The organism is Pseudoduganella buxea, assembly GCF_009720835.1.
Lineage (GTDB): Bacteria > Pseudomonadota > Gammaproteobacteria > Burkholderiales > Burkholderiaceae_D > Rugamonas > Rugamonas buxea.
In genome coordinates, this window is sequence record NZ_WNKZ01000007.1 from 64110 (window position 1) to 83479 (window position 19370).

General features: G+C 66.1%; 19 protein-coding genes. 8 read left to right on the forward strand and 11 right to left on the reverse strand.

Annotated features, from left to right (window positions below; translation table 11 throughout):
- Both GM672_RS04450 and GM672_RS04455 read right to left on the reverse strand, forming a co-directional pair.
- Positions 1 to 1725: a methyl-accepting chemotaxis protein gene (locus GM672_RS04450; RefSeq protein ID WP_155469325.1), complete on the reverse strand. Its 1725-nt coding sequence runs from the start codon at positions 1723 to 1725 to the stop codon at positions 1 to 3.
- Positions 1726 to 1794: 69 nt separating this feature from the next.
- The gene (locus tag GM672_RS04455; RefSeq protein ID WP_155469326.1) at positions 1795 to 2247 is read right to left on the reverse strand and encodes a cache domain-containing protein; all 453 of its coding nucleotides are present in this window, start codon (positions 2245 to 2247) and stop codon (positions 1795 to 1797) included.
- A gap of 215 nt (positions 2248 to 2462) precedes the next feature.
- Here GM672_RS04455 and GM672_RS04460 point away from each other — a divergent pair, with 215 nt between their 5' ends.
- Genes GM672_RS04460 through GM672_RS04470 form a run of 3 tightly spaced genes read left to right on the forward strand, consistent with a single transcriptional unit; the run spans position 2463 to position 6164 of the window.
- On the forward strand, positions 2463 to 3866 hold the full coding sequence (locus tag GM672_RS04460) for a KamA family radical SAM protein (protein WP_155469327.1): 1404 nt from the start codon (positions 2463 to 2465) through the stop codon (positions 3864 to 3866).
- 3 nt (positions 3867 to 3869) lie between these two features.
- Positions 3870 to 5288 (forward strand): MFS transporter, encoded by a 1419-nt coding sequence (locus GM672_RS04465; RefSeq protein ID WP_170299930.1) that lies wholly within the window; start codon positions 3870 to 3872, stop codon positions 5286 to 5288.
- A 24-nt stretch (positions 5289 to 5312) separates the two neighbouring features.
- A complete protein-coding gene (locus GM672_RS04470; RefSeq protein ID WP_155469328.1) occupies positions 5313 to 6164 on the forward strand; it encodes a fumarylacetoacetate hydrolase family protein in 852 nt (283 codons plus the stop codon).
- Between the two features lie 47 nt (positions 6165 to 6211).
- On the opposite strand, the gene GM672_RS04475 is transcribed toward GM672_RS04470, so the two are convergent.
- Positions 6212 to 7549 (reverse strand): aspartate aminotransferase family protein, encoded by a 1338-nt coding sequence (locus GM672_RS04475; RefSeq protein WP_155469329.1) that lies wholly within the window; start codon positions 7547 to 7549, stop codon positions 6212 to 6214.
- Between the two features lie 96 nt (positions 7550 to 7645).
- Here GM672_RS04475 and GM672_RS04480 point away from each other — a divergent pair, with 96 nt between their 5' ends.
- Positions 7646 to 8200 (forward strand): carboxymuconolactone decarboxylase family protein, encoded by a 555-nt coding sequence (locus GM672_RS04480; RefSeq protein WP_155469330.1) that lies wholly within the window; start codon positions 7646 to 7648, stop codon positions 8198 to 8200.
- A 13-nt stretch (positions 8201 to 8213) separates the two neighbouring features.
- Here GM672_RS04480 and GM672_RS04485 read toward each other — a convergent pair whose 3' ends face one another.
- Genes GM672_RS04485 through yjgA form a run of 3 tightly spaced genes read right to left on the reverse strand, consistent with a single transcriptional unit; the run spans position 8214 to position 10164 of the window.
- Positions 8214 to 8882, reverse strand: coding sequence for an alpha/beta hydrolase (locus GM672_RS04485; protein WP_155469331.1), 669 nt, complete (start codon positions 8880 to 8882; stop codon positions 8214 to 8216).
- Between the two features lie 6 nt (positions 8883 to 8888).
- Complete coding sequence (gene mog, locus GM672_RS04490; protein WP_155469332.1) at positions 8889 to 9530, reverse strand: molybdopterin adenylyltransferase; 642 nt, start codon at positions 9528 to 9530, stop codon at positions 8889 to 8891.
- Positions 9520 to 10164, reverse strand: a complete 645-nt coding sequence (gene yjgA / locus GM672_RS04495) for a ribosome biogenesis factor YjgA (RefSeq protein WP_155469333.1) — start codon at positions 10162 to 10164, stop codon at positions 9520 to 9522. Before yjgA ends, mog begins: the two co-directional genes overlap by 11 nt.
- Before the next feature lie 92 nt (positions 10165 to 10256).
- Between yjgA and pmbA the strand changes: the two genes are divergently transcribed.
- Both pmbA and GM672_RS04505 read left to right on the forward strand, forming a co-directional pair.
- Positions 10257 to 11609, forward strand: coding sequence for a metalloprotease PmbA (pmbA, locus tag GM672_RS04500; RefSeq protein ID WP_155469334.1), 1353 nt, complete (start codon positions 10257 to 10259; stop codon positions 11607 to 11609).
- A 101-nt stretch (positions 11610 to 11710) separates the two neighbouring features.
- Positions 11711 to 12802 carry a TRAP transporter substrate-binding protein gene (locus tag GM672_RS04505; RefSeq protein ID WP_155469335.1) on the forward strand — a complete coding sequence of 364 codons (1092 nt, stop codon included), beginning with the start codon at positions 11711 to 11713 and terminating at the stop codon, positions 12800 to 12802.
- Between the two features lie 58 nt (positions 12803 to 12860).
- On the opposite strand, the gene GM672_RS04510 is transcribed toward GM672_RS04505, so the two are convergent.
- The 4 genes from GM672_RS04510 to GM672_RS04525 all read right to left on the reverse strand — a co-directional run bounded on the left by GM672_RS04510 (position 12861) and on the right by GM672_RS04525 (position 15832).
- Complete coding sequence (locus GM672_RS04510; protein ID WP_155469336.1) at positions 12861 to 14021, reverse strand: hypothetical protein; 1161 nt, start codon at positions 14019 to 14021, stop codon at positions 12861 to 12863.
- Positions 14022 to 14121: 100 nt separating this feature from the next.
- Positions 14122 to 14898 (reverse strand): DUF2145 domain-containing protein, encoded by a 777-nt coding sequence (locus GM672_RS04515; RefSeq protein WP_155469337.1) that lies wholly within the window; start codon positions 14896 to 14898, stop codon positions 14122 to 14124.
- A complete protein-coding gene (locus GM672_RS04520; RefSeq protein ID WP_155469338.1) occupies positions 14898 to 15308 on the reverse strand; it encodes a hypothetical protein in 411 nt (136 codons plus the stop codon). Before GM672_RS04520 ends, GM672_RS04515 begins: the two co-directional genes overlap by 1 nt.
- Positions 15309 to 15430: 122 nt before the next feature.
- Positions 15431 to 15832: a hypothetical protein gene (locus GM672_RS04525; RefSeq protein ID WP_155469339.1), complete on the reverse strand. Its 402-nt coding sequence runs from the start codon at positions 15830 to 15832 to the stop codon at positions 15431 to 15433.
- Between the two features lie 134 nt (positions 15833 to 15966).
- On the opposite strand from GM672_RS04525, the gene GM672_RS04530 reads away from it, so the two are divergent.
- Positions 15967 to 16701, forward strand: coding sequence for a helix-turn-helix domain-containing protein (locus GM672_RS04530; RefSeq protein WP_155469340.1), 735 nt, complete (start codon positions 15967 to 15969; stop codon positions 16699 to 16701).
- Between the two features lie 62 nt (positions 16702 to 16763).
- Here the strand turns inward: GM672_RS04530 and GM672_RS04535 are convergent, their stop codons facing one another.
- Positions 16764 to 17888 (reverse strand): M14 family metallopeptidase, encoded by a 1125-nt coding sequence (locus tag GM672_RS04535; RefSeq protein ID WP_155469341.1) that lies wholly within the window; start codon positions 17886 to 17888, stop codon positions 16764 to 16766.
- A gap of 208 nt (positions 17889 to 18096) precedes the next feature.
- On the opposite strand from GM672_RS04535, the gene GM672_RS04540 reads away from it, so the two are divergent.
- Complete coding sequence (locus GM672_RS04540) at positions 18097 to 19182, forward strand: TRAP transporter substrate-binding protein (RefSeq protein WP_155469342.1); 1086 nt, start codon at positions 18097 to 18099, stop codon at positions 19180 to 19182.
- Positions 19183 to 19370: the final 188 nt, after the last annotated feature.

Below are 19370 nucleotides of genomic sequence, written 5' to 3' on the forward strand. Positions count from 1 at the left end.
TCAGGCGTGGCGCCGGGGCCGCGCCGGCCGCGCCATGGCGATGCCGCGCATCGGGCTGGCGGCGGCGCGCCGCTCCACTTCGACGATGCCGTCGTCCTTGTCCTCTTCCTCGGCTTCGTCGTCGTCGTCGTCCTCGTCGTCGTCGTCGGGATACTGGTGCGCCGCCGGCGTGCTCGCTCCCTGGTCGAACTCGAACACGTCCACCGCACGCGACAGGTTGATGGCCTGCTCTTGCAGGCTCTCGGCGGCGGCGGCCGCCTGCTCCACCAGGGCCGCGTTCTGCTGCGTCACGTCGTCGATCTGGCCCACCGCCACGTTCACTTCCGAAATGCCGTGCGCCTGTTCGGCGCTGGCCTCGCTGATGCGTTCGATGATGTGATTGACCTGTTGGACCGAGCCGACGATGTCGCCCATGCTGCTGCCGGCCAGGCTGACCGAGGCGGCGCCGTTGTCGATGGTCGTCACCGACGTGGCGATCAGCTCCTTGATCTCCTTGGCGGCGGCGGCCGAGCGTTGCGCCAGGGTGCGCACTTCGGATGCGACGACGGCGAAGCCGCGGCCCTGTTCGCCGGCCCTGGCCGCTTCCACGGCCGCGTTCAGGGCCAGGATATTGGTCTGGAACGAGATGCTGTCGATGACGCCGATGATCTCGACGATCTTGCGCGAGCTGGCGCGGATCGATTCCATCGTCGTCACGGCCTGGGCCACGGCGTTGCCGCCTTTTTCCGCCATCGTCGTGGCGGTGGCGGCCAGGCGGCACGCTTCGCGCGCATTGTCCGCGTTCTGGCGCACCGCCGTCGTCAGGCTCTCCATCGCGCTGGCCGTTTCCTGCAGCGAGCCGGCCTGGCGCTCGGTGCGGTTCGACAGGTCCAGGTTGCCGCTGGCGATTTCATGCGAGGCCGTGTCGATCGACTGCACGGCGCCGCGGATGGTGCGCAGGGTCTGGCCCAGGTTGGCGATGCTCTGGTCCAGCACGCGCGCCGTTTCGGCGATTTCGTCCTTGCCGTGGTTGGCGCGGCCGCCCGTCAGGCGGCCTTCGGCAAGGCTGCGCACGACGTCGGCGATCGAGCGGATATCGCGCAGCAGAACACTGCGCACCCGCATCGACACCAGCAGCGACAGCACCACCGACAGCAGACACAGGCCCGTCATCGTCATGCCCAGCTGGCGGAAGTCCGCGCCGGCTTCGGCGTAGGCCGTTTCGCTCAGCGCCTTCTCACGCGCGGCCAGGCGCACCAGGGCCGCGTCGAGCAACACGAACTGGCTTTCCGCCTTCTGCATCGAATTGGTGGCGATGGCCACGTCCATCTGCGCCATCTCGATGGTTTCCAGCACGCCCTTGCGGTAGGCCGCCAGCGCCGCCGCCGAAGCATCGACCAGCTTGCGCTCCTCGGCGTCGGCCAGGCGTCCCAGGCGGCCCAGCTCCTGCTCGACGGCCTGGTGCCGGCCTTTCAGTTCGGCCGTCAGCGCATCGAGCCGGTTCTTGGCGAAGCTGCCGTTGGTCCAGGCCAGCAGCTGGTAGATATTGGCGTGGGCCTGGCGCGTTTCGCCCGACACGTCGGCCACGGCCTTCAGTCGCGCCGCGCGCACCTGCACCAGGTTTTCCATCGACGCGTTCTGGCGCACCATGCCGTACCAGGCGCAGACCGTGATGGTCACCAGCAGGATCAGCACGACGCCGGGCGCCAGCAGCAGTTTCGGACCGATTCGTAATTTGTTCAGCATGACGACTCCCCGCCAGGGCCCGATGAACTGCCGCGTCGCCGGTGCGCGCGGACAGCCAGGGCCCCGCAATTATTTTTTATAGATGCCCGCTTCCAGCACGACTTCGCCGACGCGCAGGATGTAGGTGGTTTTCGGCTCGATCTTGCCGCTGACGGGGTTCTTGTACATGTAGTCGACCCAGCCCTTGCCGCTCTTGGCGGCCAGCTCGATGATCTCGCGGCGGTACTTCTTGCCGCTGGGGTCCGGCACGTCCGTCAGGTCCTTGCCGACGATGGAAGGATTGATGGGATGGGCCAGCACGATGCCCGTCTTCAGGTCGCGCATGTCGACATACAGCTCGCCCTGGACGAACTCGGGATCCTTGGCGGCCAGCTTCTTCATCATTTCGTCCTTGCCGTGCGCCTTGATGAAGGCGGCGCCCCGTTCGGCCATGGCGATGGCGTCTTTTTCGGTCGGTTCGGTGGCGGCAAAAGCGCTTGCCATGGCCAGGCAGGCCAGGCTGCCGATCAGCAATTGTTTCATGACGGGTTCCTTGAAAGGGTGGGGGTGAAAGGCGAGATGAAGTTCTCGGGAGTAATTTACGTCGCGCCCGGCCGTCCGGATTTGCGCTGGCGCAAACCGTGTCATTTCTGTGTGGAATTTGATTTCTGTCGGGATATTGATATATGGCAACGTCCAATCGTTGCCCGGTGGATAGCATTGACGTTCTCACCGCCCCGCCCATCAGGAGAAAGTCAATGACCTCGGAGTTCGCACCCCAGAAGTTCAAGCCCTTCACGCGCCAGAGCATCCGTCAGGCGCGCCAGTGGCAGTCCTTACCCCCGGACCTGCAGGAAGCCGTGCAGGTGGTGTCCCACGTGATGCCGTTCCGGACCAATGAATACGTGATGGACCAGCTGATCGACTGGAACAACGTGCCGGACGATCCCATCTACCGCCTCGTGTTCCCGCACCGCGACATGCTGCCGATCGACGAATACCGCACCTTGCGCGACCTGGTGATGGTCAAGCAGGACGATGCCGCCATCGCCGCCTACGTGCACCAGATCCGCATGCGCATGAATCCCCATCCGGCCGGCCAGATGACGCACAACGTGCCGCGCGTGAACGACACGCCGCTGCGTGGCCTGCAGCATAAATACAACGAGACGGTGCTGTTCTTCCCCAGCTCCGGCCAGACCTGCCACGCCTACTGCACCTTCTGCTTCCGCTGGCCGCAATTCGTCGGCATGGACGACATGAAGTTCGACGCCAAGGAGACGACGGAGCTGGTGTCGTACCTGAAAAACCACAAGGAAGTAACGGACGTGCTGATCACGGGCGGCGACCCGATGATCATGAACACCCGCTCCCTGGCCGAGTTCATCGAGCCGCTGCTGGGGCCCGAGCTGGCGCATATCCAGAACATCCGCATCGGCACCAAGTCGGTGGCGTATTGGCCACAGCGCTTCGTCACCGACCGCGATGCCGACGACCTGCTGCGCCTGTTCGAGAAGGTGGTCGCCTCCGGCAAGAACATGGCCATCATGGGCCACTACAACCACGCGGTGGAGCTGCGCCAGGAGATCGCCCAGAAGGCCGTCAAGCGCATCGTCGGCACAGGCGCCACCCTGCGCATGCAGGGGCCCCTGATCCGCCACATCAACGAAGACCCGCACAGCTGGGCCGAACTGTGGCGCACCGGCGTGCGCCTGGGCGCCATCCCTTACTACATGTTCGTCGAACGCGACACGGGCCCGCGCGAGTACTTCCAGCTGCCGCTGGCGCGCGCGCACGAGATCTTCCAGCAGGCCTACCAGATGGTGTCCGGCCTGGCGCGCACGGTGCGCGGCCCGTCGATGAGCGCCTTCCCCGGCAAGGTCGCCATCGACGGTGTCGTCACCATCAACGGCGAAAAGCTGTTCGCCCTGCAGTTCCTGCAGGCCCGCAATCCGGACTGGGTGCGCAAGCCCTTCTTCGCCAAGTACGATCCCGAGGCGACCTGGCTCGACCACCTGAAGCCGGCCTTCGGCAAGGAGAAGTTCTTCTTCGAGGAAGGCGGCACGCCCGACCAGGTGCCGCACGGCGCGGCCGTGGAGCGCAAGGTGATTCCGATCGCTTCCAGGCGCGAGGCCTGCGCCACCCACGGCAACGCGGCATAAGCCATGGGCAGCGCGCTTCCGAGGCATGACTGCGGCGCGGACCCGGCGGCGCGGGCGGGCCGGACCGGCCTGGAATGCCCGGTGGTGCCGCTGGCCGCCGCATGCGGCCCCGCCACGGCCGATCCGGTCCCCGCCGCGACGCCGGCGCGGGCCGGGTGGGGCGGGCGCCAGTACGTGCCGGGTGAGTTGTCCGGCGTGGCCGTGCTGTGCCTCGTCTTCATTCCCTACGCGCTGGGGCATTACCTGTCATGCCTGCTGCGCACGGTGAACGCGATCCTGGCGCCGCAGCTGATGGCGGCCGCCACGCTGACGCCGGCCGAACTGGGCGTGCTGACCAGCGCCTACTTCTTCGCCTTCGCGCTGGCCCAGCTGCCCGTGGGGCTGGCGCTGGACCGCTACGGCCCGCGCCGCGTGCAGTTCGCCATGCTGCTCGTGGCCAGCGTCGGCACCCTGGCCTTCTCCGGCAGCCAGACCTTCATGCAGATGCTGGCCGCGCGCACGTTGATGGGCCTGGGCCTGGCCGGCTGCTTCATGGCGGCGGTAAAGGCCGTGTCGACGTGGATCGCGCCGGCCAGGCTGCCGTCGGTGCAGGGCTACCTGATCGCGGCCGGCGGCCTGGGTGCGGCATCCGCCACCTTGCCGGTGCGGCTGTTCCTGCAGCTGGCCGACTGGCGCTGGCTGTTCATCTGGCTGGCGGCCGGCTGCGCCATCGCGGGCCTGTTGATCCTGTTGCTCGCGCCGACGCCGCCGGCCGCGCCGCACAAGCGCTTCGACCGCAAGGCCCTGCTCGACGTCTACCGCCACCCTGTGTTTCGCGAGACGGCGATGCTGGTGCTGATTCCGCACACGGTGTTCTTCGGCCTGCAGGGCCTGTGGATCGGCCGCTGGCTCACCGACGTGGGCCGGTTCCCGGAGCAGAGCGTGGCCTGGCTGCTGTACCTGGGCATGGCCGCCGTGATCTTCGGCGCCATCTCCGTCGGCATGGTGACGGAGTGGGCCGCCAGGCGGGGCGCCGACGCGATCACCGTGGCCGGCGTCGGCGTGTCGCTGTTCCTCGTCGTGCAGTGCGGCTTCCTGCTGGGGTGGAAGCCCAGCTTCCCCTTGCTGTCCGTGCTGTTCACCTTGATCGGGACGATTACCGGCATCGAGTACACCATCGTCGCGCAGGCCATGCCGCCGGCACTGACGGGGCGTGCCTCGACCTGCCTGAACCTGCTCATTTTCACGGGCGCCTTCATCGTGCAGGCGGGCTTCGGCGAGATCGTCGGCCTGTGGCAGCCGGATGCCTCGCACCGGTATCCGGCCAGCGCCTACCAGGCCGCGTTCGGCGTCGTGGTGCTGCTGCAGCTCCCCGGCATCGCCTGGTTTGTCTGGCGCCGCCGCAGGGTCGTCGCGCGGAACACTGTAGAATCTGCGTTTTGACAGCTGCAGTGTGTGGGAGAAAAAATGAAATTGGTGCGTTACGGCCGTATCGGCAAGGAGAAGCCTGGCCTGATCGACGATGAAGGCAAGCTGCGTGACCTGTCCGGCGTGATCGGCGACATCGGTGGCGCGAACCTGTCGGACAAGGCACTGCGCAAGATCGCCAAGATCGCGCCCGATACGCTGCCGCTGGTGCGTGGCAATCCGCGCTTCGGCGTGCCCGTCGCCGGCGTCGGCAAATTCATCGGCATCGGCTTGAACTATGCCGACCATGCAGCCGAATCGGGTCTGCCGATTCCCACCGAACCGATCGTGTTCATGAAGGCCATCAGCAGCCTGTCCGGCCCGGACGACGACATCATGCTGCCAAAGGGCTCGAAGAAGACGGACTGGGAAGTGGAGCTGGGCGTCGTCATCGGCACGCGCGCACGCTATGTCAGCGAGGCCGATGCGGAGAAGTACATCGCCGGCTACTGCGTCGTCAACGACGTCTCCGAACGGGAGTACCAGCTCGAACGGGGACCCCAGTGGGACAAGGGCAAGGGATGCGACACCTTCGGCCCCGTCGGCCCGTGGCTGGTCACGCGCGACGAAGTGTGGGACCTCGACGACCTCGACCTGTACCTGGAAGTGAACGGCAAGCGCATGCAGACGGGCAGCACGGCGACGATGATCTTCAAGGTGCCGCAGCTGGTCAGCTACCTGTCGCAGTTCATGACCCTGGAACCGGGCGACATCATCGCCACCGGCACGCCGCCCGGCGTGGGCATGGGCCGCACGCCCAAGCGCTTCCTGAAAAAAGGCGACTTCCTGCGCCTGGGCATCGCCGGCCTGGGCGAGCAGCAGCAGGAAGTCATCGGCTTCCAGCAGTATTGAAATATTTCCCGGAAAATGGGGACAGACCCCATTTTCCGGGCAACTTTTCAGCTTGGCCGGATCGCTTCCAGCGCCCGCGCCAGCCCATCCGACAGCCTTGCCACGATCTGCCCCAGGTCCGCTTCGGTGGCGATGAACGGCGGGGCCAGCAGGATATGGTCGCCGCGGCGGCCGTCGATCGTGCCGCCCATCGGATACACCATCAGGCCGCAGTCCATCGCCTTCTGCTTCACCGCCGCGTGCAGCTTCAGGTCCGGGTCGAAAGGCCGTTTGGTGTCGCGGTCCTGCACCAGTTCCAGTCCCAGGAACAGCCCGCGGCCGCGAATGTCGCCCACGTTCGGGTGGGTGCCGAAGGCGTCGCGCAGCATGCGCCGGAACGTGGCGCCCCGCACCGTGACGGCGCCCAGCAGGCAGTCGCGCTGGATCAGCTTCTGCACCGCCAGCGCGGCGGCGGCGGCCACGGGGTGGGCGTTATACGTGTGGCCATGCTGGAACACGCCGCTGCCCGCGCGTAAACGCTCGACGATGTGATCGCGCACCAGCACGGCGCCCACCGGCTGGTAGCCGGCCGCCAGGCCCTTGCCGAGGGTGACGATGTCCGGCACCACGCCTTCCTGCTCGATCGCGTACAGGGTGCCCGTGCGGCCCATGCCGCACATGACTTCATCGGCGATGAACAGCATGCCGTACCTGTCGCACAGCGCCCGCACGCCCTTGAAGTAGCCGGGCGTGGGCGGCACGGCGCCAAGGGTCGCGCCCACCACCGGCTCGGCGCAGAAACCGATCACGTTCTTCGGCCCGATATCGAGGATCTTCTGTTCCAGTTCCGCCAGCAGGTCGGCCGTGTACTGGTTGACGTCCTGGCCGGCAGGGCGCTCGCGGTATTCGTAGCAGGGCGACACGCGCGCCACGTCCATCAGCAGCGGTTCGAAGGGCTTGCGGCGCCACTCGTTGCCGCCCAGCGCCAGCGCGCCCAGGGTGTTGCCGTGGTAGCTCTGGCGCCGCGCCAGGAACACGCGCCGTCCCGGCTCGCCGCTTTCGACGAAGTACTGGCGCGCCAGCTTCAGCGACGTCTCGATGGCCTCCGAGCCGCCCGACACGAGGTAGACCTGATTCAGGTCGCCCGGCGCATCGGCCGCCAGGCGCGCGGCCAGTTCCTCGGCGACGTCGGTGGTGAAGAAGCCCGAGTGGGCGTAGGCTGTCGTCTTCAACTGTGCCTGCATTGCCGCCAGCACGTCCGGATGGCTGTGGCCCAGCGACGACACGGCTGCACCGCCGCTGCCGTCCAGGTAAGTCTTGCCTTCGCCATCGCGCACGTACATGCCGAAGGCGCAAACGGCGGCAGGCGGGGTCTGGCGCAGGTTTCTATGGATGAGTTGGGTCATGAAGGGTCTCTTTTTTCAGGTGTTGACGATCGACAATAGCCCGCGCCCCCCACGCCCACTTTGATTTTTCCCTTGCCCTATGCGAATATTTCCCTCATGACAGATCGCCTCGGCCCCATCCCCTTCGACAGCATGACGCCCGCGCAACAGGCTGCCGCCCAGACCGTCATCGACGGCCCCCGCGGCGCCCTGTATGGACCCTTCGTGCCATTGATCCGCAGTCCCGAACTGATGCTGGCTGCCCAGCAGATGGGCGAATACCTGCGCTACCGCAGCGCCATCGGCACGCGCCTGTCCGAACTGGCCATCCTGGTGACGGCGCGGCACTGGAACCAGCAGGTGGAGTGGGCCATCCATGCGCCCATCGCCGCGCAAGAAGGCATCGCCCAGCATGTGATCGACGCCATCGCGGCACGCCGCGTGCCCGAAGGCCTGCGGCCGGACGAACAGGCGGTCTATGATTTCTGCAGCGAGCTGCAGCGGGACAAGGGTGTCGCGGATGCGACCTATGCCGCCGCGCTGCACCTGTTCGGCGAGCACGGGGTGACGGACCTGATGGGATTGAACGGCTACTACACGTTCCTGGCGATGGTCATGAACGCGGCCCGGTCGGCGGTGCCGCCATCGATGGCGGCACCGCTGCCGGAATAATTACCGCCTGGGACTACGCCAGCACCTTCTTCAGCCAGGCGCCGATGTGCACGACCTCTTCCTGGCACAGCGAGTGCTGCATCGGGTACTCATGCCATTCGACCTGGTAGCCCAGTGCCAGCAGCGCGTCGCGCGAGGCGATGGCGCGCTGCACGGGAATGACGGGGTCCATGCGGCCGTGCACGAGGAAGATCGGCGTCTGCTTCGAGGCCTCGGTGCGCTCCGCGGCGACCTTGTCGGCCAGCGGCAGATAGCCGGAAAGGCACATCATGCCGGCCAGCTTTTCCGGATGGCGCAGGCCCGTCTGCAGGGTCATCGCGCAGCCTTGCGAGAAGCCGGCCAGCACGATGCGGCTGGCGGGGATGCCGCGCGCCTTTTCGCGGGCAATCAGGGCTTCCACCTGCAATTGCGCGGCGCGCAGGCCTTTTTCGTCTTCCTGGCGGCCCAGGTCCGTGTGGACGATGTCGTACCACGAGCGCATCACATAGCCGCCGTTGATCGACACGGGCATCGTGTTCGCGTGGGGGAAGACAAAGCGGATGCCCGGCAGGCCGGCCAGGTCCAGTTCATCGACGACGGGGACGAAGTCGTTGCCGTCCGCGCCCAGGCCGTGCAGCCAGATGACGGCGATTTCCGGCTTGTCCGAGGTGCACACTTCGATGTTCTGTAACAGGTCGCTCATGGTTTCCTAGAGTTTTAAAGGCGCGGGGGCAGGGCGCACGGCCGACTTGGGCCGGAACGCCTGGCACACGGCCGCGTCGGTTTCGATATACGGACCGCCAATCAGGTCGACGCAGTAGGGGACGGCGGCGAAGATGCCGGCGACGAGCTGCTTGCCGTCCGCATCCTTCAGGCCTTCCAGCGTTTCCCGGATCGACTTCGGCTGGCCGGGCAGGTTCATGACGAGCGCGGCATGGTCGGCGCTCTCGCGGATCACGGCCACCTGGCGCGACAGGATCGCCGTCGGCACGAAGCGCAGGCTGATCTGGCGCATCTGCTCGCCGAAACCGGGCATTTCCTTGGTGCCGATGGCCAGCGTGGCCTCGGGCGTGACGTCGCGCCGCGCCGGGCCGGTGCCGCCCGTGGTCAGCACCAGGTCGCAGCGGACCGTGTCGACCAGGTCGACCAGCGTCGCCTCGATGACGGCACGTTCATCCGGGATCAGGCGCGTCTCGACCCTGAAGCTGGTCGTGATGGCGCCCTTGAGCCATTCCTCCAGCGCCGGAATGCCCTGGTCCTGGTAGACGCCGCCGCTGGCGCGGTCGGAGATCGAGACGAGGCCGATCAGCAGCTCGCGCGCCGTGGCCCCGTGCTTCACTTCATTCGTCATCGCGGTCCTCGCGGCCATTGTCGTAATCGCCGCCATCCTCGTCCTCGTCCTCGTCTTCCGAAGCGCCGGCGGCGGCCTTGGCGGCGCGGCGTGCCTTGGCATCGAGGTCCTTCAGGATCTGGAAGATCTCGCGGTAGGCCTTGGGCGGCTTGTGCTCGGCCTGTTCCTTGCGGGCGTTGCGGATCAGGGTGCGCAGGTGCTGGCCGTCCAGTTCCGGGTGCTCGCCCAGCAGGGTGGTCAGGGCCTTGTCGTCGGCCAGCAGCTTCTCGCGGCGGCGTTCCAGCGCGTGCAGCGCGGCCGTATCGGCCTTCGATGCGCCCTTCCAGCCTTCGATGGTGCGCACGATGACGGCCACTTCCTCGTCCGACAGGGAACGCATCTTCTTGCCCACGTACTGCAGCTGGCGGCGGCGACCCTCGTGGTTCTTGATGTTCTGGCATTCCAGAATGGCATCCTTGACGTCGTCCGGCATCTCCATGCGCTTGACGCGGTCACGCGGCTGGTCGACCAGCTCATGTCCCAGCGCCTGCAGGGCGTCGGACTGGCGTTTCAGTTCGGTTTTGGAAGGGCGCTCGTACTCTTGTTCGAACTCGGTGGACTGGAAGCCGACGGCACCCCGGTTTGCATTTGGCATGATATGGACGGCGCACCGCGAAAGCGCGCCTGTAAAAACGGTAAACGGCTGCTATGATAACTGTTTTAACGCTTGGACCACCAAAACACCCCATGAGCGACTCCCACTTCACCCACAGCCAGGATCAGTTGAAACAGCTTGCACAGGACGTTCTGGCCTATGCACGCGAGAAGGGCGGCACCGATGCCGCCGTCGAGATCAGCGAAGGCAGCGGGTTGTCGGTGTCGGTCCGCAAGAGCAAGATCGAGACGATCGAGCAAAACAAGGACAAGGGCCTGGGGGTCACGGTCTTCGTCGGCAAGAAGCGTGGTAACGCCTCCACGTCCGACTTTTCCGCCGCCTCGCTGCGCGCCACCGTGGAAGCGGCATACAACATCGCCCGCTTCACGGCCGACGACGATTGCGCAGGCCTGGCCGAAGAGGAGCTGCTGGAAAAGAACCCGCGCGACCTCGAACTGTTCTACCCATGGGACATCACCACCGAGCAGGCCGTGGAACTGGCGCAGCGCGCCGAGGCGGCATCGTTCGCCGTCGACCCGCGCATCACCAACAGCGAAGGCGCCGGCGTGCACGTGCAGCAGTCGCACTTCGTGTCGGCCAACTCGCGCGGCTTCATGGGCGGCTATCCGTATTCGCGCCACACGCTGTCGGCCACGCCGATCGCCGGCAAGGGCGCGCACATGCAGCGCGACGACTGGTACACCTCGGTGCGCGATCCGAAGAAAATGGCCACGCCCGAAGCGGTGGGCCGCTACGCCGCCGAACGCGCGCTGGCTCGCCTGAACGCGCGCCAGATGACGACGCGCACCTGCCCCGTGCTGTTCGAGGCGCCGCTGGCCGCCGGCATCCTGGGCGCCTTCGTGCAGGCCACGTCGGGCGGTGCGCTGTACCGCAAGTCGACCTTCCTGCTCGACACGCTGGGCAAGGCCGTATTCCCCGACCATATCCAGATCAACGAAGATCCGCACGTGGTGGGCGGCATCGGTTCGGCCCCGTTCGACGAGGAAGGCGTGCGCACGCAGTACCGTGACGTCGTCAAGGACGGCATCCTGCAGGGCTACTTCCTGTCGACCTATTCGGCCCGCAAGCTGGGCATGCAGACCACCGGTAACGCGGGCGGCTCGCACAACCTGTCGATGACGTCGACCCTGACGCAGGCGGCGGACGATTTCGCCGGCATGCTCAAGAAGATGGGCACGGGCCTGCTGGTCACGGAACTGATGGGCCAGGGCACCAACTATGTGACGGGCGACTATTCGCGCGGCGCCTCCGGCTACTGGGTCGAGAACGGCATCATCCAGTACCCTGTCGAGGAAATCACCATCGCCGGCAACATGAAGGAAATGTTCCAGCAGATCGTCGGCATCGGCAACGACGTGCTGGTGCGGGGCACCAAGCAGACCGGTTCGATCCTGATTGAAAAGATGGTCGTCGCGGGGAACTGACCTTTCCATTTTTCTGATTGCCAGTTTTACAGCGTTTCCCTACACTGTCTCCAGCAGTAACGTTTTCCGAGCGTAAAAAAATATCCCCAGGAGACAAACGTATGGAACGTCGTTCATTCATCACCAAGGCGGCCGCCGGCGCGGGTGCCGGCATCATCGCCGCGCCCGCCCTGGCCCAGGCCCTGCCGACCATCAACTGGCGGCTCGCCTCCAGCTTCCCCAAGTCGCTCGACACCATCTTCGGCGCCTCCGACACCTTCACCAAGCGCATTTCCCAGCTCACCGGCGGCAAGTTCAATATCCGCTCCTTCGCGGCCGGCGAGATCGTGCCGGGCCTGCAGGTGATGGATGCCGTACAGGCCGGCACAGTCGAATGCGGCCACAGCGCCTCGTACTACTACTTCGGCAAGGACGCCACCTTCGCCTTCGACTGCGCCGTGCCGTTCGGCCTGACGTCGCGCCAGCACACGGCCTGGTACGACCAGGGCGGCGGGCGCGAACTGACGCGAGCCTTCTTCAAGGACTACAACATCATCAATTTCCTGGGCGGGAATTCCGGCACGCAGATGGGCGGCTGGTTCCGCAAGGAGATCAAGTCGGTGGCGGACCTGAAGGGCACCAAGATGCGCGTGGCCGGTTTCGCCGGACGCGTGCTGGAACGCCTTGGCGTGGTGCCGCAGCAGCTGGCCGGCGGCGACATCTACCCGGCGCTGGAAAAGGGCACCATCGACGCGGCCGAATGGGTCGGCCCGTACGACGACGAAAAACTGGGCTTCTTCAAGGTGGCGCCGTTCTACTACGCGCCGGGCTGGTGGGAGCCGTCGGCCTCGTTCTCCTTCTACATCAATATCAAGGAATGGGAAAAGCTGCCGAAGGAATACCAGGCCGCCATCGAAGTGGCCAGCTATGAAGCGCACGTGGGCATGCAGGCCGAATACGACGTGAAGAACCCGACGGCGCTGGCGCGCCTGTTGAAGAACGGCGTCAAGCTGCGCAACTATCCGAAGGACGTGATGGACGCCTGCTTCAAGACGGCGACCCAGGTGATGGACGAGGAAGCGGCCAAGAACGCCAAGTTCAAGAAGATCTACGAACCCTGGAAGCGCTTCCGCCAGGACCAGAACCAGTGGGCTTCCGTGGCCGAGGCAACCATGCAGAACTACCTGATCAGCGCCGGACGGGCGCCGAAGTAATCCCGCCAGCGCTGTCCTGACGGTGCCCCGCATGCGGGGCACTTTTCATTGATGGGCCTTACTTGCACAAGGCGCTGCGCGGCACGCCGCAGCTGATCAGGCTCCCTACGTCCGGATTGGCCAGGTAACCCAGGTGCGCATCGACCGGGTTTTCCAGCCAGCCGAAATACGTCCGCGCATTCGACACCAGCACGTTATGCACCTGCGCACCCTGGGCGCGGTAGCGTTCCGGCGGCAGCGTGTACGACAGCACGTCGTTCGGGTCCGTGAAGGCGATCAGCACCAGCGGGCCGCCGGCCGGCGTGCGGCGCTCGCGCGCCGGGGCACGCCGTTTCGCCAGCAGCTGCGCCAGGCTGTCCGGCGGCGCAGCCTGCATCGTCAGGCTGGCGCCCGCCTGCGGCACCTGCTCGGCCGTCTGCAACAGCGGAATCTGGTTGGCCGCCATGATCAGGTAAGCCATCCTTTCCACGTCGCGCTGGGCCGTCTGGGCCGCGCGGCTGCCCGCTTCCTCTTCGCTCATCGCCAGCAAGGTGTCGAACAGGATCTTGCTGCCGAGGCTTTCCGAGATCACCACCAGCGGCGCGGCCGGGTCGGCGCCTTCCGTGGCGGCCAGGATGGCATCGCGCATGCGCGCCTGGATCTCGCGCCGCGCCACCCCCTGGTAGACCAGCGCGTCGGGCAGGCAGTCGTCCACCAGCCAGTCCTTGACCTGTGCATTGATGCGCGCCCGCGTGGCGGGGAAGGGCGGGGTGCCCGTGCAGATGGCCGATTTATCGGTCTGGTCGTAGCACAGCTGCTGCTTGATGGGCGTCGTCAGGCCGGACCAGATCAGCGACTTGACCTGCAAGGTGCCGTGCGGCGCGGCGATGGTGGCGGGAATGATCTCGATGCCGGTGCCGCCGGTCCGGCTGCGTGGCGCGCTGGTATTGGCCGCCAGTTGCGCGGCCAGGGTCGCCACCGTCTCCGAGGCCCAGCTCGCATCGTGGGTGCACATGCCGTGGACCAGCAGCACGTCGGCGCGCTTGTTCTCGGCGCGGGCGACGAAGTCGATCAGGCCGGGGAAGCGGGTGTCCGCCTCCATGAACTGGGGCGGGCGGTAGGGCATCGTGCAGCCGGCCAGCAGGGCCAGTGCGGCCAGGCCGGCGGCCGAGGTGCGGGAAAAGGTGCGGGAGAAGGTGCAAAAGGAGCTTTGAAGGGAGCTGTGAAGCGAAGTACGCATGATCGTCTCCAGGTGGTCTTGTCATCGCCCTACTTTGCAAGCATTGATGCGCCTGGCGCTGCGCCCGCGCAAATCCGCGGCGCCCAGCGTTCGATCCTGGTCACCGGACCGTCGTCACCTTCGTCGCCGGATCGAGATTGCGGGCGAAACGCACGATCGAATCGGTGGTGATGGTGTCGATATGGCCCGTCATGCGGCGGTCGAACGGATGGTCGTCGAAGGCCACGTTGGCGCGGAACATGCGTGCACCCAGCCGCGTGCCGGAACGGATGCGCAAGGTGATCGGCTCGAAGCCGGCTTTTTTGAGCCAGGCCTGCGCCTCGGCGCGCGTTTCGACCTGGCCGGCCGGCGCGCTGGCGGCGGCATAGGTCTCCAGCACCCACTGGTTCGAATTCTGGTAGCGTGTCGAGAAGGCATACGACAGCATGTTGTACTGCGGCTCGTGCAGGCGGCGCGCCGTGCGGCTGGCCACCAGCTGGGCCAGGCGCGCCTGCGTGTCCGCATTGGGCACGACGATCTCGGCCTCGTAGCGGAACAGGCCGGACATGAAGAAATTGCCCAGTCCCTCGTTGTACAGGTTCGACGACGCCGTGCCGCACTCGTTCAGTTCATGCACGACGGTCCAGCGGCCTTCCGGATGGTCGCGCACGACAATGCCCATGTGCGAGTAGGTCAGGCCGTACTTGCTCAGGTCCTGGCCCACGCGCGAGAGCAGCGCCACCTGGGCGCCACTGGCGTCGAGGGCGGCGAAGGTCTTCTGCGCCAGGTCCATCGACTTGACGGCATCGTCGACGGGCATCGGGTTTTCCTCGCAGGAGCGGCCGGCCCACGCGGGCGCGGCCAGCACCAGGCAGGCGATCAACAGCAGGCGTTTCATCAGACCTTGACCTCCGAATGGTGCAGCAGCACCTTGCCCAGTTCATTCGGGATAAAGGCCAGCACCTTGCCCGAAGCGACCAGCAGATGGCCCGTGGCGCTGGCGACCACCTCCAGCGCGGCGCCCGTGCCGACGGACAGCCCGTGCGCCGCCTTGCCCGAGAACTGCACGGTGGCGCGGCTGCCGTCGGCCACGTTCCTGATGACGACCTCGATGCCTTCGCCGATGGTCTTGACCGATTCCACCACCACGCTGCCGGCACCGCCGACGGTGACGATGGAGCCCAGCACGACGAGGCCGGACAGGTAGCTCAGGCCTTCGGACCCGGCCGAAAGATTGGCCGCCTGGGCCGGCACGGCGGTAAAGTGAAGGGACGCCAGCAGCAGCGCGCAGGCAAGGGAAGGTTTCATCGGTACTCCAGGAAAATCGTCACGCAGCGATCATCGCCCGAGCAGCCCGTTTGCGCAATGCCCCCGGTGCAGCTAGCAGATTGCCAGTAACCGGCGGCAGTTGCCGAAACCGACCGGATGCCTCAGGAAGCCGGCGTGCTGCGCAGCAGCGCCTTGCCCGCTTCGTTGGGGATGAAGGCGATGGCCTTGCCGGACATGACGAGCATGTGGCCGGTGGAACTGGCGACCACCTGCAGCACGGTGCCGGCCGCAATCGACAGTTCCTTGGCCGCCTTGCCCGTGATGCGCACGGTGGCCCTGCTGGCGTCGACGGCATTCTTCAGCACCAGCTCGATGCCATCGCCGACCTTGTCGACGCTGACCACGATCAGGCTGCCGCCGACCAGGCTGGCGACCAGCGAGCCGGCTACCACATAGCCCGACGCTTCGGCGGAAGCATGCGACGGTGCCGAGGCATCGGCGGCGGCGGGGCCGCTGGCGGCGAAGGCGATGGCGAAGAGGGCGGCGAGCAGCTTGGCTTTCATTGGGGGATCCTGTTTGGTGAAGTGCCGCCATCATCGCCGGGTCCGCCCGGAGCCGCAAGCGCCGCGCATGGCGTATCCGCCAGGAAAGCTCGTGGTATCATTTTTCGATACTATTTCCCGAAAGAGAACGATAAATGTCCAGCTCGACACTGCTGATCGACGCGCTCAAGCGCCAGTTGAAGGCGCGCGGCATCACGTATGCGGCGCTGGCGGCGCGGATCGGTATGTCTGAAGCGAGCGTCAAGCGCATTTTCGCCCAGCGTAATTTCTCGCTGGAGCGGCTCGACGAAATCCTGGCCGTGCTGGACATGGACCTGGTCGAACTGGCCCACGCCGCGGCCGACGCGCCGCAACTGATCGCGCAGCTGACGTACGCGCAGGAGGAAGAGCTGATCGGCGACCCCCGGCTGCTGCTGGTGGCCGTGGCGGCGCTGAACGAGGTGCCCGTCGAGGCGCTGGTGGCCACGTATCGCATCAGCGAGGCCGAAGCGGTGCAGTGCCTGCTGCGGCTGGACCGCATCGGCTTCCTCGTCCTGAAGCCGAACAACCGGGTCAAGCTGCTGGTGGCGCGCACCTTCGGCTGGATTCCCGACGGCCCGATCCAGAACTGGTTCCGCCAGGAGGCTTATGGCGATTATCTCGACACTCACTTCAACGGCCCCGGCGAGCTGCTGCGGCTGGTGAGCGTGATGCTGTCGCCCGCTTCATCGCGTGCGCTGCTGGAGCGCCTGCGCCAGGTGGCGGACGAATTCGCGCGCCAGCACCAGGACGATGCGCGCCTGCCCTACGAGGAACGCACCGCCGTTACCTTCCTGCTGGCGGCGCGACCCTGGCTGCCGCAGGCCTTCCAGCAGATGCTGCGCACATGACGTCCACCAAATGAAAAGCCCCGCAACGGCGGGGCTTGCATGCGACGCAGCAGCGGCGAGAATCAGCCGCGCAAGGTGCGCAGCACCGGCTGCAGGATGGCCGCGCCCAGCTTCATCGAGCGGGCACCGTTCCAGCCGTTGACCGGGTCCGGGTCGTTGGCATTGTCCTTGAACGGCATTTCCAGGGTCAGCGCCAGGCAGTCGAAGGCATGGGTGATGTGCGGGGAGCCCATCGTCAGCACTTCCGGCGTGAACGGCGCGTCCGGGTAACCGAACTCACTCTGGAAGTCCGGGCTGGCGACCTTGAAGTCCTCGATGAACTTGTCCTGCTCGGCCTTCTGCGCCGGCGTGAAGTTCTCCAGCGAGTCGCTGCCGGCCACGAACACGTACGGCAGGCCTTCGTCGCCATGGATGTCGAGGAACAGGTCGCAGCCCGTTTCCAGCATCTTCTGCTTGACGAGGAAGACTTCCGGCGAGCGCTCCATCGATGGCGTGTTCCATTCGCGGTTCAGGTTCGCACCTGCCGCGTTGGTGCGCAGGTTGCCGCGCACCGAGCCGTCCGGGTTCATGTTCGGCACCACGTAGAACACGGCCTCCTTCAGGCACTGGCTGGCGAACGGATCGGCCGGGTCCAGCAGCGCTTCGAGCATGCCTTCGACGAACCATTCGGCCATCGTCTCGCCGGGGTGCTGGCGCGCGATGACCCAGACCTTCTTCGGTGCGTCCTCGTCGCCGACGATCAGCATGTTCAGGTCGCGCCCGTCGATGGTGCTGCCCAGGTCGACCAGCTGCGTCAGTGCCGACAACTGGGCGCTGTCCAGCAGTGACAGGTGGCGTTCCCACGAATACGGCTCGAAGTAGGCGTAGTAGACGCTGTCGTATTCCGGCTCGTGCTCGATCGTCATCACGTCGCCGTCGAAGCTGGTCGGCACGCGGAACCACGTGTCGCGGTCATAGCTGGCAACGGCCTGGTAGTCCTTCCAGCCATCCGGGTAGGCGGCCTGGCCGGCATTGAGGAAATTGATCGTCAGTGGGGTCGAGCGCGCGCCTTGCACGCGGAAGTAGAACCACTGGATGATGTCGGCGTGGGAGTCCTTGCGGATGTTCACATCGATATCGCCGGCGCTGGTAACGCCCACGACGTCGATGGCGCCAGCATCGAACTGGCTGCTGATCTTGATAGACATTGTGTGTCCTGGTTAAATGGGGAGCGTGCGTGACGCGACAGGCGCATGATACCGGCTTTGGCGGCCCGCCGCACCGTGGCCGTGGCCTTTTCGACATCCGCCGGCCGACCCGCTACAATGGGCCGGCGCCGGCGCCTCATCCATATGGCGCCCCATGTCGCCTTGATCGAACCATCATTCGACACCACAAGAACCAGCAGGAGACTTCATGCAACGTCGTTCCTTTCTGAAGAATACCGCCGTCGCCGCAGGCGCCGGTACCATCGCCGCGCCGTCCCTGGCGCAGGCGCAGGCCACCGTCAACTGGCGCCTGGCATCGAGCTTTCCCAAGACCCTGGACACCATCGCCGGCTCGGCCGACCACTTCGTCAAGCGCGTGGCCCAGCTGACGGGCGGGAAGTTCCTGATCCGCCAGTTCGCCGCCGGCGAGATCGTGCCGGGCCTGCAGGTGATGGACGCGGTCCAGGCGGGCACGGTGGAGATCGGCCATACCCCGGCCTACTATTACTTCGGCAAGGACCCCACGTTCGCCTTCGACTGCGCCGTGCCGTTCGGCCTGACGTCGCGCCAGCAGACGGCCTGGTTCGACCAGGGTGGCGGGCGCGAGCTGCTGCGCGAGTTCTACAAGGGCTACGGCATCGTCAACTTCATGGGCGGGAACACGGGCACCCAGATGGGCGGCTGGTACCGCAAGGAGATCAGGTCCGTGGCCGACCTGAAGGGCCTGAAGATGCGCGTGGCCGGTTTCGCGGGCCGCGTGATGGAGCGCATGGGCGTGGTGCCGCAGCAGATTCCCGCCGGCGACGTCTACGCCGCACTGGAGAAGGGCACCATCGACGCGGCCGAATGGGTCGGCCCCTACGACGACGAAAAGCTGGGCCTGGCCCGCGTGGCGCCGTTCTACTATTCGCCCGGCTGGTGGGAAGCGGGGCCGCAGCTGTCGTTCTACGTCAACGCCAAGGAGTGGGACAAGCTGCCCAAGCAGTTCCAGGCGGCGATCGAGGCGGCCAGCTACGAATGTCACGTCGTCATGCAGGCCGAATACGACACGAAAAATCCCGGCGCCCTGGCCCGCCTGATGAAGAACGGTGCCAAGCTGCGCAACTTCAGCAAGGACGTGATGGACGCGGCCTACAAGCAGTCCACCCAGGTCATGGAAGAAGAAGCGGCGAAGAACGCCAAGTTCCGCAAGATCTACGAACCCTGGAAGCGCTTCCGCCACGACCAGAACCAGTGGGCGTCCGTGGCCGAAGCAACGATGCAGAACTACCTGATCAGTTCGGGCCGCAAATAACCCCGTCGCCTGCGGCCGGGGCCGCGTCCGCCTTGTTGGGGGTGAAGGAGGGGTTTCAAGGAGCACGGCTCCTCGCCTACGCAGCGGGCAATGGCATGAATGCCAGGGCCTCCTTACAGACCCCGACAAAGACACGAGCTGGACAGTTGTGCAGAAGACGCGTCGATGTGGCTCATAGCCGAGGCCGT